General features: G+C 58.0%; 16 protein-coding genes. 13 read left to right on the top strand and 3 right to left on the bottom strand.

Translation table 11 applies throughout. The annotated features are described in order from the left end of the window. Window positions 1-38 precede the first annotated feature (38 nt). Entirely contained in the window at window positions 39-1,610 is a 1,572-nt protein-coding gene (locus ACOTZB_RS10645; RefSeq protein ID WP_421627106.1) for a methyl-accepting chemotaxis protein, read from the top strand. On the opposite strand, the gene ACOTZB_RS10640 is transcribed toward ACOTZB_RS10645, so the two are convergent. Together ACOTZB_RS10640 and fbp are read right to left on the bottom strand one after the other, a co-directional pair. Then, complete coding sequence (locus tag ACOTZB_RS10640) at window positions 1,582-1,938, bottom strand: helix-turn-helix domain-containing protein (RefSeq protein ID WP_109845722.1); 357 nt, start codon at window positions 1,936-1,938, stop codon at window positions 1,582-1,584. The two genes, ACOTZB_RS10645 and ACOTZB_RS10640, sit on opposite strands and share 29 nt — an antisense overlap. Window positions 1,939-2,088: 150 nt before the next feature. Then, window positions 2,089-3,087 carry a class 1 fructose-bisphosphatase gene (gene fbp / locus ACOTZB_RS10635; RefSeq protein WP_023310178.1) on the bottom strand — a complete coding sequence of 333 codons (999 nt, stop codon included), beginning with the start codon at window positions 3,085-3,087 and terminating at the stop codon, window positions 2,089-2,091. 197 nt (window positions 3,088-3,284) lie between these two features. On the opposite strand from fbp, the gene mpl reads away from it, so the two are divergent. Beyond that, entirely contained in the window at window positions 3,285-4,661 is a 1,377-nt protein-coding gene (mpl, locus tag ACOTZB_RS10630; RefSeq protein ID WP_421627105.1) for a UDP-N-acetylmuramate:L-alanyl-gamma-D-glutamyl-meso-diaminopimelate ligase, read from the top strand. A 77-nt stretch (window positions 4,662-4,738) separates the two neighbouring features. On the opposite strand, the gene yjgA is transcribed toward mpl, so the two are convergent. After that, the gene (gene yjgA / locus ACOTZB_RS10625) at window positions 4,739-5,290 is read right to left on the bottom strand and encodes a ribosome biogenesis factor YjgA (protein ID WP_042713463.1); all 552 of its coding nucleotides are present in this window, start codon (window positions 5,288-5,290) and stop codon (window positions 4,739-4,741) included. Window positions 5,291-5,385: 95 nt separating this feature from the next. On the opposite strand from yjgA, the gene pmbA reads away from it, so the two are divergent. The 11 genes from pmbA (at window position 5,386) to ACOTZB_RS10570 (ending at window position 14,136) form a co-directional block, all read left to right on the top strand. Then, entirely contained in the window at window positions 5,386-6,738 is a 1,353-nt protein-coding gene (pmbA, locus tag ACOTZB_RS10620) for a metalloprotease PmbA (protein WP_023310180.1), read from the top strand. Between the two features lie 41 nt (window positions 6,739-6,779). Next, a complete protein-coding gene (cybC, locus tag ACOTZB_RS10615; protein ID WP_008501412.1) occupies window positions 6,780-7,166 on the top strand; it encodes a cytochrome b562 in 387 nt (128 codons plus the stop codon). Between the two features lie 314 nt (window positions 7,167-7,480). Next, window positions 7,481-7,819 carry a glycine dehydrogenase gene (locus tag ACOTZB_RS10610; RefSeq protein ID WP_025911967.1) on the top strand — a complete coding sequence of 113 codons (339 nt, stop codon included), beginning with the start codon at window positions 7,481-7,483 and terminating at the stop codon, window positions 7,817-7,819. Window positions 7,820-7,829: 10 nt separating this feature from the next. Then, entirely contained in the window at window positions 7,830-8,192 is a 363-nt protein-coding gene (locus tag ACOTZB_RS10605) for an SFCGS family glycine-rich protein (protein ID WP_023293430.1), read from the top strand. A 2-nt stretch (window positions 8,193-8,194) separates the two neighbouring features. Continuing rightward, window positions 8,195-8,494, top strand: coding sequence for a DUF4312 family protein (locus ACOTZB_RS10600; protein WP_006810338.1), 300 nt, complete (start codon window positions 8,195-8,197; stop codon window positions 8,492-8,494). A gap of 22 nt (window positions 8,495-8,516) precedes the next feature. Then, window positions 8,517-9,293 carry a DUF4311 domain-containing protein gene (locus tag ACOTZB_RS10595; protein ID WP_023310182.1) on the top strand — a complete coding sequence of 259 codons (777 nt, stop codon included), beginning with the start codon at window positions 8,517-8,519 and terminating at the stop codon, window positions 9,291-9,293. Between the two features lie 13 nt (window positions 9,294-9,306). After that, a complete protein-coding gene (locus ACOTZB_RS10590) occupies window positions 9,307-9,948 on the top strand; it encodes a DUF4310 family protein (protein ID WP_023310183.1) in 642 nt (213 codons plus the stop codon). 42 nt (window positions 9,949-9,990) lie between these two features. After that, window positions 9,991-11,124 (top strand): amidohydrolase/deacetylase family metallohydrolase, encoded by a 1,134-nt coding sequence (locus tag ACOTZB_RS10585; protein ID WP_421627104.1) that lies wholly within the window; start codon window positions 9,991-9,993, stop codon window positions 11,122-11,124. Further along, the gene (locus ACOTZB_RS10580) at window positions 11,108-12,226 is read left to right on the top strand and encodes a DgaE family pyridoxal phosphate-dependent ammonia lyase (RefSeq protein WP_421627103.1); all 1,119 of its coding nucleotides are present in this window, start codon (window positions 11,108-11,110) and stop codon (window positions 12,224-12,226) included. Before ACOTZB_RS10585 ends, ACOTZB_RS10580 begins: the two co-directional genes overlap by 17 nt. Next, the gene (dagF, locus tag ACOTZB_RS10575; protein WP_421627102.1) at window positions 12,223-12,963 is read left to right on the top strand and encodes a 2-dehydro-3-deoxy-phosphogluconate aldolase; all 741 of its coding nucleotides are present in this window, start codon (window positions 12,223-12,225) and stop codon (window positions 12,961-12,963) included. Before ACOTZB_RS10580 ends, dagF begins: the two co-directional genes overlap by 4 nt. Window positions 12,964-12,999: 36 nt before the next feature. Then, the gene (locus ACOTZB_RS10570) at window positions 13,000-14,136 is read left to right on the top strand and encodes a lactonase family protein (protein ID WP_193805154.1); all 1,137 of its coding nucleotides are present in this window, start codon (window positions 13,000-13,002) and stop codon (window positions 14,134-14,136) included. Window positions 14,137-14,146: the final 10 nt, after the last annotated feature.

Genomic DNA, 14,146 nt, shown 5'->3' with positions numbered 1-14,146 from the left:
TTTATGCCCAGAAATATCTCGCTACCGGAAATAATATCATGCTTAAAACGCTATCGATTCGTACCGGCTTGCTCTCTTTACTGGCCGTTATGACCCTTCTGCTGCTGATTGTCAGCGGCATTGGCATTTATGCCCTCACACAGAGTTCTTCTTCACTGCAGCGCATTAATCACCTTCAGGGTGAGCAGATGGTGCAGCTTAATTCAGGCTATACGCTGATCCTGCGCGCGCGCAATGAGGCGGGCCAGGCCGTCCGCATGATGGAAATCGGCATGCTGGATGATGCGGCCAACGCGGTAAAAAACATCAATCAGGAAGTTGCCCTGGCCCAGAAAACGCTGAAAGGCGTGATCGACGGCGGCGTGGCTGACGAGCAGGGGCAACAGCTGCTCGATAAAGTGGCGGCCAGCCTGGCGACGTATAGCCAGCAGGGGATCAACCCGATGCTGAAAACCCTGAATGACCAGAGCGCGGACGGGTATTACGATCTGCTGGAGAAGACGCTGATTCCGGTGGCGAAGCAGTTTGATAACGATATGCAGGCGTTTCAGAAATGGAGCGAAGCGCGTGGTCAGGCGGAAGTGAGTGCCGTGCAGGCGAGCAAAACCCGCGTCCTGATCCTGATTATCGTCGCCGCGCTGCTGACGGCGGGCATTATCGTGCTCGCCTGGCTGGCGCTGCGCCATATGCTGCTCAAGCCGCTTTCGGCCTCGATCGCTCAGCTGGAGAACGTGGCGGCGGGGGATTTAACCCATACGCTGAATGCCCCCGCGAGCCAGGAATTTAACCGCCTCAACGCGGTGATAGAGCAGATGCGACAGTCGCTGATGAACTCGGTTATGCGGGTACGCGATGCCAGCGCGCAGATTGACACCGGCAGCCGCGAGCTGACGCTGGGGAACCGCGATCTTGCCGAGCGTACGGAATCCACCGCCACGTCGCTGGAGCAGACGGCGGCCAGCATGGAACAGATCACCGCGACGGTGAAGCTCAACGCCGATAACGCCGAGCAGGCGCACCAGCTGGCGAAGTCGGTGTCCGACACGGCCGATCACGGCAGCGAAATGGTCTGCTACGTAATTGAAAAAATGCGCGATATCTCGGGCAGCTCGGCGCGCATCGCCGACATCCTGAGCGTGATCGACGGTATTGCCTTCCAGACCAATATTCTGGCGCTTAACGCCTCCGTGGAAGCGGCGCGCGCGGGCGAGCAGGGGCGCGGGTTTGCCGTCGTCGCGGGCGAAGTGCGAAACCTTGCCAGCCGCAGCGCCGACGCGGCGAAAGAGATCCGATCGCTTATCAGCGATTCGCAGACCCACGTTAACGAGGGCAGCGAGCTGGCCCAGCAGGCTGGCGAAACCATGGACGAAATCGCAACAGAAGTGCTGCGCATGACCAAACTGATGCGTGAGATTGCGACCGCGTCTCAGGAGCAGAGCCGTGGTATTGAGCAGGTGAATATTGCGGTGAATCAGATGGACGAAACCGCGCAGCAGAATGCGGCGCTGGTGCAGCAATCCTCCGCCGCGACCCGCTCCCTTGAGGAGCAGTCGCGTCAGCTGATGGAAGCCATGTCATCATTCAAAGTGACGACTCAGACCGCTGCATAATATTACCCAGCCCCGGTACGTTCTGTGCCGGGGTTTTATTTTTTCCGGAATTAACTGCCGCAATATTATCGTGAATATCACCCATTAATATTTCCAGCGAACTGGTTAAGGCTAACGCTTTTTCCGTCGGTTCAAGGTATAAACCTTTGCGGAAAAATAACGGTTCATCAAAGAGTTGATTAAAACGCTTTAAGGCCAGGCTCACCGCCGGACGTGACATCTCCAGACGCAAAGAGGCTTTTGCCATGCTGCCGCAGCGGACGACTTCAATAAATACAGGGATAAGATTTAAATCAATGCCGGTATTAGCACGGGAATAATTTTTCATTACGTTTCTGCTCCACGAAATATCTGTCAAACTGTTATGGAAATAATGCAGGAGCAGTGGTGAATATTAAAGCATGTTTTTTATAAACACTTATACGGTAAAATATATAAATGACCAGGGGAGCCAGAACGGCTCCCCTGTAGAGAGGCATTACGCGTCCGGGTACTCGCGGATAAAACGTTCAACGTCTTCAACCATGTGGTTGTTGCCGACGAAGAATGAACGGCGCTGGTGAAGGCTTTCCGGCACGATATCCAGAATACGCTCTTTACCGTCGCTCGCCTTGCCGCCCGCCTGTTCGGCGAGGAACGCCATCGGGTTGCACTCGTACAGCAGACGCAGCTTCCCGTCCGGGTGGCTGGCGGTGCTAGGGTAGAGGTAGATCCCGCCTTTCAGCAGGTTACGGTGGAAATCCGCGACCAGAGAGCCAATATAGCGCGACGTGTACGGGCGCTGGGTCGCTTTATCTTCTTCCTGGCAGAATTTAATGTACTTCTTCACGCCGTTCGGGAAGCGAATGTAGTTGCCTTCGTTGATGGAGTAGGTGTTGCCCTTCTCCGGGAAGCGCATGCGTTCCTGGCTCAGACAGAAAACGCCCAGGGAAGGATCGTACGTAAAGGCGTGCACTCCGCACCCGGTGGTGTACACCAGCATGGTGGAGGAGCCATAAACCACGTAACCGGCAGCAACCTGATTAATGCCCGGCTGCAGGAAATCTTCTTCGGTTACCGGCGTGCCAACTGGCGTGACGCGGCGGTAGATGGAGAAAATGGTACCGACAGAAACGTTAACGTCGATGTTTGAGGAACCGTCGAGCGGATCCATCAGAACAACGTATTTAGCGTGTTCACACCCTTCGAAAACAACAATTTCATCTTCTTCTTCAGAGGCGATACCCGCAACGATGTCGCGCGCGCGCAGTGCAGCTTTCAATTTTTCATTTGCGAACAGATCGAGTTTCTGTTGAACCTCGCCCTGAACGTTCTCGGCACCGCTGGCACCCAGGATATCGACCAGACCGGCCTTGTTGATATCACGGTGGATGATCTTAGCGCCCAGCTTTATTGCCGACAGCAAAGCAGTGAGTTCACCGGTAGCATGAGAGAACTCGTGCTGCTTTTCGACAATAAATTCACCTAACGTTTTCATAACACTTTCCCTGCATCTTTGTGAGTAGAGCGATTGTATGTTCACTAAAACGACTAAAGCCCAACAATCTTAACAAACATTCAAATAGTAGCGCAGAGGTGAATCGCGCCAGCAACATACGGATTTACCTGAAATGCGTTTCACAGCCGCTAACATGTGAGTAAAATGTGCGCCACATTGAAGAAGGATAGTGACGTATGCGCATTCATATATTGGGGATTTGTGGCACTTTCATGGGCGGACTGGCAATGCTGGCGCGCTCGCTGGGCCATGAAGTGACAGGTTCGGACGCCAATGTGTATCCGCCAATGAGCACACTTCTGGAGAAACAGGGCATCTCGTTAATTCAGGGCTACGATGCCAGCCAGCTGGATCCCGAGCCGGACCTGGTGATCATCGGCAACGCCATGACCCGCGGCAATCCGTGCGTTGAGGCGGTACTGGAACGCAATATTCCGTTCATGTCCGGCCCGCAGTGGCTGCATGACTTCGTCCTGCGCGACCGCTGGGTGGTTGCCGTTGCCGGTACCCATGGCAAAACCACCACAGCCGGAATGGCGACCTGGATCCTTGAAGCCTGCGGCTACAAGCCGGGCTTCGTGATTGGCGGCGTACCGGGTAATTTCGACGTTTCTGCACGTCTGGGTGACAGCCCGTTCTTCGTGATCGAAGCCGACGAATACGACTGCGCGTTCTTCGACAAGCGTTCTAAGTTCGTGCATTACTGCCCGCGCACGCTGATTCTCAACAACCTTGAGTTCGACCACGCGGATATTTTTGACGACCTGAAAGCGATCCAGAAACAGTTCCACCACCTGGTGCGCATTGTTCCGGGCCAGGGGCGCATCATCCTGCCGGAAAACGACATCAACCTGAAGCAGACGATGGCGATGGGCTGCTGGAGCGAGCAGGAGCTGGTGGGCGAGCAGGGCCACTGGCAGGCGAAGAAACTCAACGCCGATGCCTCCGAGTGGGAAGTGCTGCTCGACGGTGAGAAAGTGGGTGAGGTGAAGTGGGGCCTGGTGGGCGAGCACAACATGCACAACGGCCTGATGGCTATTGCTGCGGCGCGTCACGTGGGCGTTTTGCCTGCGGATGCGGCCAATGCGCTGGGCTCGTTTATCAACGCCCGTCGCCGTCTGGAACTGCGCGGTGAAGCCCACGGCGTTAGCGTGTACGACGATTTCGCGCACCACCCAACGGCCATTCTGGCGACGCTTGCCGCCCTGCGCGGCAAGGTCGGCGGGACGGCCCGCATTCTGGCGGTGCTGGAACCGCGCTCGAACACCATGAAGATGGGCATCTGCAAAGACGATCTCGCGCCGTCGTTAGGACGCGCCGATGAGGTCTTCCTGCTGCAGCCGCAGCATATTCCGTGGCAGGTGGCGGAAGTGGCCGATGCCTGCATTCAGCCTGCGCACTGGAGTGCGGATGTGGATGCGCTCGCGGATATGGTGGTGAAAGCCGCTCAGCCTGGCGACCACATTCTGGTGATGAGCAACGGCGGTTTTGGTGGGATCCATCAGAAGCTGCTGGACGGTCTGGCGAAGAAAGCGGAAGCGGCCGCGGAGTAAAAAAAAGCCCGGTGGCGCTTGCGCTTACCGGGCCTACGTTCTTTCCTCCCTCGCCCTTCCGGGGAGAGGGGAACGGATTACTCGTCGTTCTCAGACAGCTCGCGCAGATACTGGAAAATCAGGCGCGCGGACTTCGGCGGCTTATTCCCTTCTTTCTCTTTCTTCGCGTTGCGGATCAAGGAACGCAGCTGCTGGCGGTCGGCATCCGGCCACAGGTTCAGCACTTCCGGTACGGCATCATCACCCTGTTCAATCAGACGATCGCGGATCTGCTCCAGCTTATGGAAAAACGCAACCTGCTGGTTGTGGCGGTTTTTCAGCTTGTCCAGCGCCTGGCGGATCGGATCGACGTCGCGCTGACGCAGCATTTTCCCGATAAGCTGAAGCTGGCGACGACGGCCTTCTTTCTTGATTTTCTGTGCCAGTTCAATGGCATCACGCAGATCCTGGTCGAGCGGGATCTTGTCCAGCGCGTTTTTACCCAGTTCTACCATTTCCGCGCCAAGCTGTTTTAACTCTTCGGCGTCACGTTTAATTTCACTTTTACTGACCCAGATGATCTCATCATCTTCGTCTTCGATGTCATCACCGGGAACGTCGTCGAGCCAGTCTTCGGGCTGCTTAGTCATGTCAGGCTCCTTAAAAAAAGAGGCTAATGTTACCAGTTAAGACGCGCACTGAAAAACGGTTCTCTGTTAGACTTCAGTTAACTCTCTCTTACAGTATGGCATTTGCGATGAAAGTAACCTCACAAGTTGAAGCGCAGCGTAAGATTCTTGAAGAAGCCGTCTCCACCGCGCTGATGCTTGCTTCAGAAAAATCAGATGGCGCCGAAGTGGCGGTCAGCAAAACCACCGGCATCAGCGTGAGTACCCGCTATGGTGAAGTGGAGAACGTAGAATTCAACAGCGATGGCGCGCTTGGGATCACGGTGTATCACCAGAATCGCAAAGGCAGTGCGTCATCCACCGATCTCAGCCCGGATGCCATTGCCCGTACGGTGCAGGCGGCGCTGGATATCGCCCGTTATACCTCTCCGGATCCTTACGCAGGCGTGGCGGATAAAGACCTGCTGGCGTTTGACGCGCCGGATCTCGATCTTTTCCACCCGGCGGAAGTGACCCCGGACGAAGCGATCGAACTCGCCGCTCGCGCCGAGCAGGCTTCCCTGCAGGCCGATAAGCGCATCACCAATACCGAAGGCGGCAGCTTCAACAGCCATTACGGGATCAAAGTCTTCGGCAACAGCCACGGCATGCTGCAGGGCTACTGCTCTACCCGTCATTCGCTCTCCAGCTGCGTGATTGCCGAAGAGAACGGTGATATGGAGCGTGACTACGCCTACACCATTGGCCGCGCGCTGGGCGACTTGCAGTCTCCTGAGTGGGTGGGTAAAGAGTGTGCCGAACGCACGCTGTCTCGCCTGTCGCCGCGTAAACTCTCCACCATGAAGGCCCCGGTCATTTTTGCCAACGAAGTGGCGACCGGCCTGTTTGGCCATCTGGTGGGCGCTATCGCGGGGGGCTCGGTTTACCGTAAATCGACCTTCCTGCTCGACTCGCTGGGCAAGCAGATCCTGCCGGAATGGCTCACCATTGAAGAACATCCGCACCTGCTGAAAGGGCTGGCCTCCACGCCGTTCGACAGCGAAGGCGTGCGCACCGAACGTCGCGATATCATCAAAGACGGCATTCTGACCCAGTGGCTGCTGACCAACTACTCCGCGCGCAAGCTGGGGCTGAAAAGCACCGGACACGCGGGCGGCATTCACAACTGGCGCATTGCCGGACAGGGCCTGAACTTTGAGCAGATGCTGAAAGAGATGGGCACCGGTCTGGTGGTGACCGAGCTGATGGGCCAGGGCGTCAGCGGCATCACTGGCGATTATTCTCGCGGCGCGGCGGGCTTCTGGGTGGAAAACGGCGAAATCCAGTATCCGGTGAGCGAAATTACTATCGCCGGCAACCTGAAGGACATGTGGCGCAATATCGTTACGGTCGGTAACGATATTGAAACACGCAGCAATATACAGTGTGGTTCTGTACTTCTGCCGGAAATGAAAATCGCCGGTCAGTAATACCCGTAAAGGCGTTTTAATAATAAAAAAGGAAGTGAGCAATGCGTAAACATCTGTTAGCGATCGTCGCGGCTTCAACGCTGGTTCTTGGCTCTTCTGCGTTTGCTGCCGATCTTGAAGACGACATGGGCATCCTCGGTCAAAACCTGAAGGTGGTGCAGAAAACCGACAATGCGGCTGAAATGAAAGACGCGCTGACCAAAATGCGTGAAGCGGCGCTGGACGCACAAAAAGCGACGCCTCCGAAGCTGGAAAGCAAAGCGGCAGACAGCGCAGAGATGAAAGACTACCGCCACGGCTTTGACGTGCTGGTCGGCCAGATCGACGGCGCGCTGAAGCTGGCTAACGAAGGCAAAGTGAAGGAAGCCCAGGCGGCGGCCGAGCAGTTTGTGACGACGCGTAACACGTATCACAAGAAATACCGTTAACCGATCGCGCATCTGACAAACAACCAGCGGGGGCCAGCGGCCCCCGTTTTTTTGCGCGGTAATAAGTAAACCCTATCGCCATCACATTTTTGCGTCACCACGCCTGAACGTTTCGTTTCCCCGGCACGCGTTTTGCCGCTGGAATACGTGATATTCATCACGTAAATACCGTGATTAATTCAGATTCACCGCATTTATGTGGCACAGATCACTGCTGCGGCTCGCCTTTCCACTTCGAAGTGGAAAACAACTCGCTACAAACAATTCCCCCCCAACGTTAGTTTTATTCCAGAGCCATTAACGGGGTAAGACCAGTGATTAACGGAGCGGTAATGAACGACGTTGGGGAACAGGCGGAGCAAACAGAACAGCTCGCGAACACCATGCTACAGCAGGTTTATGCCCTGCTTGCCCGGAACAACATCATCCCCAATGCGGTACAGGAGCAGATGCTCACCTCCCACGTGCGCGCAATGGCGCACCGGTCCGTGACCGGCGAGCCGCTGCCGGAGGTTGAAGCAGAGCTGTTTGACGAAATTTCACCGGATTCAATGCGGCTCGCCCGTGAAGTGGTCGCGCAGTTTGGCAATCTTCCTGATGAAGAAGCCTGGCTGCTCTCCGTTCACTTTGAAGTCGCGAAAGACAACCTTTAAGGAGCAACACATGGAACAGATTACAGTCGTGATTGGCGATCGCCTGGGTAAAGGTCAGAAAGTGGCTGCCGGTGTGGAAAAAGCAGGTGGACGCGCGGTGGTTGTGCCGGGTATGGCTGCCGATATGAAGCTCGGCGACGTGATGAAAGCGGAAAACGCCACCTTCGGCATCTCCTTCTGCGGCAGCGGCGGCGCGGGCGCTATCACCGCCCAGACCAAATATGGCTACAAAGCGAAATACGGCATGCGTTCGGTGGAAGAGGGCGTGACCGCCATCAACGAAGGCTGCAACGTGCTGGGCTTCGGCTTTATGGATAAAGAAGAGCTGGGCGAGCGTCTGGTGCAGGCGTGGCAGAAGAAATACGGCGCATAAGCATGAAAGAACAGTTCACAACCACGGTGAGAGTAAAGGGAAAAGGCGACGCTAAAGCGCGCGCCTTTGCCGACGCGCTCAACCACGTTCAGGCCGCGGTGATGAAAGCCTCACCGCATATCTTACTGCGTATTGAGCCACAGGATGTGCAGGTCGTTCAGGCGCAAGAAGCGGTGCGAAAAGAAGCGTTTCTGTTCTTCTTTCTGCGCCGGGAAAGACGCACCTACAGCGTGGAGCTGGATGTGACCGTCAACGTGACCGCTATCAATCTTGACCAGGTGGATTTCGTCACGCAACGCTGATTATTCATAAAAGGGCAGACTGATGTTCTTAATTATATTAATAAAATCGCTCATCATTGGCGGCCTGGTTGGCGTCGGTGTCGGAGCCGGGGCTGCACGCATGTTTCATGCGCCTACCACTCAGGGTATGGGCGCGTTTCGTACGTTGGGGGAACTGAATTCCTGTGAAGGGGATCCGGCGTCCCACTTCTCCTTTGGGTTAGGTTTCTTCTTTAACGCCTGGGCCTCTTCCGTGGCCGCAGGTGCCTTCACACAGGACGTTGACCACCGCATCATCCCGAACTGGGGTGCTGCTGCACTGATGATCAAAAACCGTAACGTCGGCGAAACGCTGCACGACCCGCGCAAAATGGCGATTGCCTGCGGGGTGATTGGCATGCTCGTCGTCACCTTCCTGAACCTGACCGCCTCCTCCGTTCCGGCAGCGCTCCAGGTCACCGCCGTGAAGGTGCTGGTACCGGCGGCAAACCTGCTGGTAAACACCGTGATGCCGGTAATCTTCTGGCTGGCGGCCATCGACGCGGGTAAAAAATCGGGCTTCTGGGCCACCATCTTTGGCGGCGCGGCGCAGCTGATTATGGGGAACGCCGTACCGGGGCTGGTGCTGGGGATCCTGATCGGTAAAGGCGTCGAAGAGAGCGGCTGGAACCACGTCACCAAAGTGATGATGGCGGCGATCGTCCTGCTCTTCGTGCTGAGCGGCTTCTTCCGCGGCTTCGACATGAAGATGATCGAATCCTTCCATCTGACCGTGCCGAACTGGCTCGACATGATCCACAACTCGCTCAGCGGTAAATAACAGGAGCCTCTAAATGGAACAGAATAAAGGTTTTTGGTATGCCGACTGGTCGTTCCCGATCTTCGTTGGCCTGCTCTCATCCGGCGTTTTCGCCGGGACGCACATGTACTACCTCTACGGCATCGGCGCGTTTAACGAAGTGGCCTTCGTAGCGATGCTAAAAGCGGGGATCGATACCGGCGTCTACGGCGCGGTGGCGGCGTTCGGCGCGAGCTTCCTGTTCGCCCGCATTATCGAAGGGTCGCTGGTGGGTATTCTCGACATCGGCGGCGCCATCCAGACCGGCGTGGGCCTCGGCGTTCCGGCGCTGCTGCTGGGCGCGGGCATCATGTTCCCGGTGACCAACTTCATTGCCGCGCTGATTACCGGCCTGGTGATTGGTCTGGCGATTGGCTACGTCATCATCCTGGCGCGTAAGTTCACCATCAACCAGAGCAACTCCACCTACGGTGCAGACGTGATGATGGGCGCGGGTAACGCCTCCGGCCGCTTCCTCGGGCCGTTGATTATCCTCAGCGCCATGACCGCCTCCATTCCTATCGGCGTCGGTTCCCTGCTGGGTGCGCTGGTGTTCTACATCTGGCAGAAGCCGATCACCGGTGGCGCCATTCTCGGCGCAATGCTGTTGGGCTGGCTGTTCCCGGTCGCCCTTTAATACCCGCGGGCGCTCAGGCGCCCGCCTTATCAGGAGATCCTCATGTTTGATTTACTCCTGCGCCGTGCGCGCCTTGCCGACGATACCCTGACCGATATCGCCATTCAGGACGGGAAGATCGCGGCGCTGGGCGACATTGACGCCCCCGCGCATAAAACGGTTGAGCTGAACGGCGACGTGTTCGTCAGCGCAGGCTGGATTGACTCCCACGTTCACTGCTACCCGAACTCGCCTATTTACCACGACGAGCCGGACAGCGTGGGCATTGCCACCGGCGTCACTTCCGTGGTGGACGCGGGCAGTACCGGTGCCGACGACGTGGACGATTTCTATGAAATCACCCGCAGGGCCTCTACCGAGGTGTTTGCCCTGCTGAACATCTCCCGCGTGGGGCTGATTGCCCAAAACGAACTGGCCAATATGGCGAATATTGACGCCGACGCGGTGAAGCAGGCGGTGAAGCGCCACCCTGATTTTATCGTCGGCCTGAAGGCGCGCATGAGCAGCAGCGTGGTCGGTGAAAACGGCATTACGCCGCTGGAGCGCGCGAAAGCCATCCAGAAAGAGAACGGCGACCTGCCGCTGATGGTGCACATTGGCAACAACCCGCCGAACCTCGACGAAATTGCCGAGCTGCTGAGCTCCGGCGACATCATCACCCACTGCTATAACGGCAAACCCAACCGCATTCTGACGCCGTCCGGCGAGCTGCGCGCCTCCATCACCTCCGCCCTGAAGCGCGGCGTGCGTCTGGACGTCGGCCACGGCACGGCGAGCTTCAGCTTTGAGGTGGCGAAACGCGCCATCGCGATGGGCATTCTGCCGCACACCATCAGCTCGGATATCTACTGCCGCAACCGCATTAACGGCCCGGTGGGCTCGCTGGCAAGCGTGATGTCGAAGTTTCTCGCCATCGGCATGTCCTTGCCGCAGGTGATTGACTGCGTGACCGCCAACGCCGCCGACGGCCTGCGCCTTGCGCGCAAGGGCCGCATCCAGCCGGGTCTCGACGCGGATTTAACGCTGTTCACGATTAAGCGCCAGCCGACGGTGCTGACGGATGCCGAAAACGACAGCCTGCAGGCTGAACACATTCTGGTGCCGCTTGCCGCGATCCGCGCGGGCAAGGGCTACATGACCGAACAAGGGAGCACGGAACATGCCTTCGATTTATGAGAAGTACAACTTAAAGCAGGTGATCAATACCTCCGGCCGCATGACGGCGCTGGGCGTCTCCACGCCGCGCCCGGAAGTGGTGCAGGCGGCGATGGATGGCATGAATCACTATTTCGAGATGAAGGATCTGGTCAATAAAACCGGGGAATACATTGCGAAGCTGCTGGATGTGGAAGGCGCGACGGTGGTTTCCTGCGCGTCGGCGGGCATAGCCCAGTCGGTGGCGGCGGTGCTGGTAAAAGACAGCGACTGGCTGCTGGAAAACCTGCACGTGACCCCGATTGAGAACAACGAGATCGTCCTGCCGAAAGGCCACAACGTGAACTTTGGCGCGCCGGTGGGCACCATGGTGGCGCTGGGAGGCGGCAAGCTGGTGGAAGCGGGCTACGCCAACGAATGCTCCGCCGATCAGCTGGCGGCGGCGATCGGCCCTCGCACCGCGGCGATCCTCTACATCAAATCTCACCACTGCGTGCAGAAAAGCATGCTCAGCGTCGAGCAGGCGGCGGTGGTGGCGCGCAAGCACGATCTCCCGCTGATCGTCGATGCGGCGGCGGAAGAAGATTTGCACGCGTACTACCGATCAGGTGCCGATCTGGTGATCTACAGCGGCGCGAAGGCGATCGAAGGCCCAACCAGCGGGCTGGTGATCGGCAAAACCCAGTACGTTGAGTGGGTGAAGCGCCAGACGGCGGGCATTGGCCGCGCGATGAAGGTGGGTAAAGAGGGGATCCTCGGCCTGACCTGCGCCATCGAACACTATCTGACGGCCACCAAAGAGAGCGGGACCGAGATGGTGGCGAAAATGACGCCGTTTATCGACGCGCTCAACACCCTGAACGGCGTCACCGCGCGCGTGGTCTGGGACAGCGCCGGACGCGATATTGCCCGCACCGAGATTAAGTTCGACGAAGCCACCACCGGCGTCGGCACGGGTGACCTGGTGGCGAAGCTCAAGCAGGGCGAGTACGCCATTTACTTCCGTGGCTACAAGGCCAACGAAGGGATTATCGAGGCGGACGTGCGCAGCGTGAATGCTGACCAGCTGAACATCGTGTACCGCCGCATTAGCGAAGTATTAGGACAGGAGAAAAAAGCATGAAACTGACCCCCAACTTTTACCGTGACCGCGTCTGCCTGAACGTGCTGGCAGGATCGAAAGCCAACGCCAGCGCCATCTACGAGGCGGCGGAAGGTCACGTGCTGGTGGGCGTGCTCTCTAAAAATTACCCGGACGTGGCGAGCGCCGTTGCCGATATGCGCGAGTACGCGGCGCTGATTGATAACGCGCTCTCCGTCGGCCTCGGCGCGGGGGATCCGAACCAGTCGGCGATGGTGAGCGAGATCTCCCGTCAGGTGCAGCCGCAGCACGTCAACCAGGTCTTCACCGGCGTGGCCACCAGCCGCGCGCTGCTGGGGCAGAATGAATCGGTGGTCAACGGTCTGGTCTCTCCGACCGGCACCGTGGGGATGGTTAAAATCTCCACCGGCCCGCTGAGCAGCGCAGCGCCGGACGGCATTGTACCTGTTGAAACCGCGATTGCCCTGCTGAAGGATTTCGGCGGCAGCTCCATCAAATACTTCCCGATGGGCGGCCTCAAGTGCCGTGACGAGTACAAAGCGGTGGCGGAAGCCTGCGCCCGTCACGACTTCTGGCTGGAGCCGACCGGAGGTATCGATCTGGAAAACTATGAGGAGATCCTGCAGATCGCCCTCGACGCAGGCGTGAGCAAAATCATCCCGCATATCTACAGCTCGATTATCGACAAAGCCAGCGGCGATACGCGCCCGGAAGATGTGCGCACGCTGCTGGACATGACGAAGAAGCTGGTGAAGTAGAACAAAACCTTACCGTACACACCTGAAGGAGCCACCATGCACACCCGTACCCTGCTTGTCGCTTCACTCTCACTGTTCGCCACCGCCGCTATCGCCCAGCCGCAATACGCCTGGGTGGGCACCTACAACCCCAACGGCGAAGGGCTGTACCGCTTCACCGTTGACCCGCAAAGCGGCGCGCTGGCGAATAAAACGCTGGTGAGCAGGCTGCCGAACGCCGCGCAGCTGGCCGTCTCACGCGACGGCAAAACGCTCTATCTGGCAAGCGAAGTGGAGCAGGGCGTGGTGCAGGCGCTGCGGGTGGCGGATAACGGCCAGCTGAGCGAGCTGAATCAGGTGGCCTCCGGCGGCGCGGGGCCGGTTTACCTGTCGCTGACGCCGAACGGTCGCCATCTGCTGGTGGCGAACTACGTCAGCGGATCGATTGCCGTTTTGCCGGTTAAGGCAGACGGCAGCCTGGGTGAGGCTACGGACACTCATCAGGATCAAGGCGAACCGGGCGCGGCGAAGCCGGAAGCGGCAGCGGAGGGCAGCTTTGCCATCAGCGATCATAACGGCCCGCATGCGCACATGATCGCCGCCGATCCGAGCGGGAAATACGTCTTTTCCACCGATCTGGGGCTGGATCGCCTCTACCAGTACCGTTTTGACGATCGAACAGGGAAGCTGACGCCGAACGATCCGCCGTTTATCAGCGCCTCCTCAAAAGGCGCCGGGCCGCGCCACTTTGTCTTTACGCCGAAGGGCGATGCCCTGTGGCTGATTAACGAAGAGGCGTCTACGCTCACCCATTATACCGTGAACGCCAACGGTACCCTGAAAGAGGGCAAAACGCTCTCAGCCCTGCCGGAAGGTTACAAAGGCACCAGCTTTGCCGCCGGGCTCGCATTAAGCGCCGACGGTAAACAGCTGTATGTGGCTAATCGTTTGCATAACAGCATCGGGCACTTTACCGTAACAGCGGAGGGTACGCTGACGCATCAGGACGACGTGTGGACGCGCGGCGACTACCCGCGCACCCTGACGCTCGATAAACAGGGACGCTGGCTGTACGTCATGAACCAGCGTAGCGACAACATTACCCGTTTCCGCGTGGCGCAGGACGGGAAATTGAGCTTCGAGCCGGACTATACCCCGGTCGGCAGCCCATCCCAGATGGTCATTTCACCTTAAGCCGTAAGAG

The organism is Enterobacter cloacae complex sp. SHL020 (assembly GCF_049236945.1).
Lineage (GTDB): Bacteria > Pseudomonadota > Gammaproteobacteria > Enterobacterales > Enterobacteriaceae > Enterobacter > Enterobacter dykesii.
Note: the sequence above shows the minus strand (reverse complement) of the source record. Positions and strands in the feature narration are given on the sequence as shown.

What these genes read in the sequence shown, in the direction of transcription:
- ACOTZB_RS10580 (WP_421627103.1), top strand. Translation starts at nt 11,108, where the DNA reads ATGCCTTCGATTTATGAGAAGTACAACTTAAAGCAGGTGATCAATACC.
- yjgA (WP_042713463.1), bottom strand. Translation starts at nt 5,290, where the DNA reads ATGACTAAGCAGCCCGAAGACTGGCTCGACGACGTTCCCGGTGATGAC.
- dagF (WP_421627102.1), top strand. Translation starts at nt 12,223, where the DNA reads ATGAAACTGACCCCCAACTTTTACCGTGACCGCGTCTGCCTGAACGTG.
- ACOTZB_RS10570 (WP_193805154.1), top strand. Translation starts at nt 13,000, where the DNA reads ATGCACACCCGTACCCTGCTTGTCGCTTCACTCTCACTGTTCGCCACC.
- ACOTZB_RS10645 (WP_421627106.1), top strand. Translation starts at nt 39, where the DNA reads ATGCTTAAAACGCTATCGATTCGTACCGGCTTGCTCTCTTTACTGGCC.
- ACOTZB_RS10590 (WP_023310183.1), top strand. Translation starts at nt 9,307, where the DNA reads ATGGAACAGAATAAAGGTTTTTGGTATGCCGACTGGTCGTTCCCGATC.
- mpl (WP_421627105.1), top strand. Translation starts at nt 3,285, where the DNA reads ATGCGCATTCATATATTGGGGATTTGTGGCACTTTCATGGGCGGACTG.
- fbp (WP_023310178.1), bottom strand. Translation starts at nt 3,087, where the DNA reads ATGAAAACGTTAGGTGAATTTATTGTCGAAAAGCAGCACGAGTTCTCT.
- cybC (WP_008501412.1), top strand. Translation starts at nt 6,780, where the DNA reads ATGCGTAAACATCTGTTAGCGATCGTCGCGGCTTCAACGCTGGTTCTT.
- ACOTZB_RS10600 (WP_006810338.1), top strand. Translation starts at nt 8,195, where the DNA reads ATGAAAGAACAGTTCACAACCACGGTGAGAGTAAAGGGAAAAGGCGAC.
- ACOTZB_RS10605 (WP_023293430.1), top strand. Translation starts at nt 7,830, where the DNA reads ATGGAACAGATTACAGTCGTGATTGGCGATCGCCTGGGTAAAGGTCAG.
- ACOTZB_RS10640 (WP_109845722.1), bottom strand. Translation starts at nt 1,938, where the DNA reads ATGAAAAATTATTCCCGTGCTAATACCGGCATTGATTTAAATCTTATC.
- ACOTZB_RS10585 (WP_421627104.1), top strand. Translation starts at nt 9,991, where the DNA reads ATGTTTGATTTACTCCTGCGCCGTGCGCGCCTTGCCGACGATACCCTG.
- pmbA (WP_023310180.1), top strand. Translation starts at nt 5,386, where the DNA reads ATGGCATTTGCGATGAAAGTAACCTCACAAGTTGAAGCGCAGCGTAAG.
- ACOTZB_RS10595 (WP_023310182.1), top strand. Translation starts at nt 8,517, where the DNA reads ATGTTCTTAATTATATTAATAAAATCGCTCATCATTGGCGGCCTGGTT.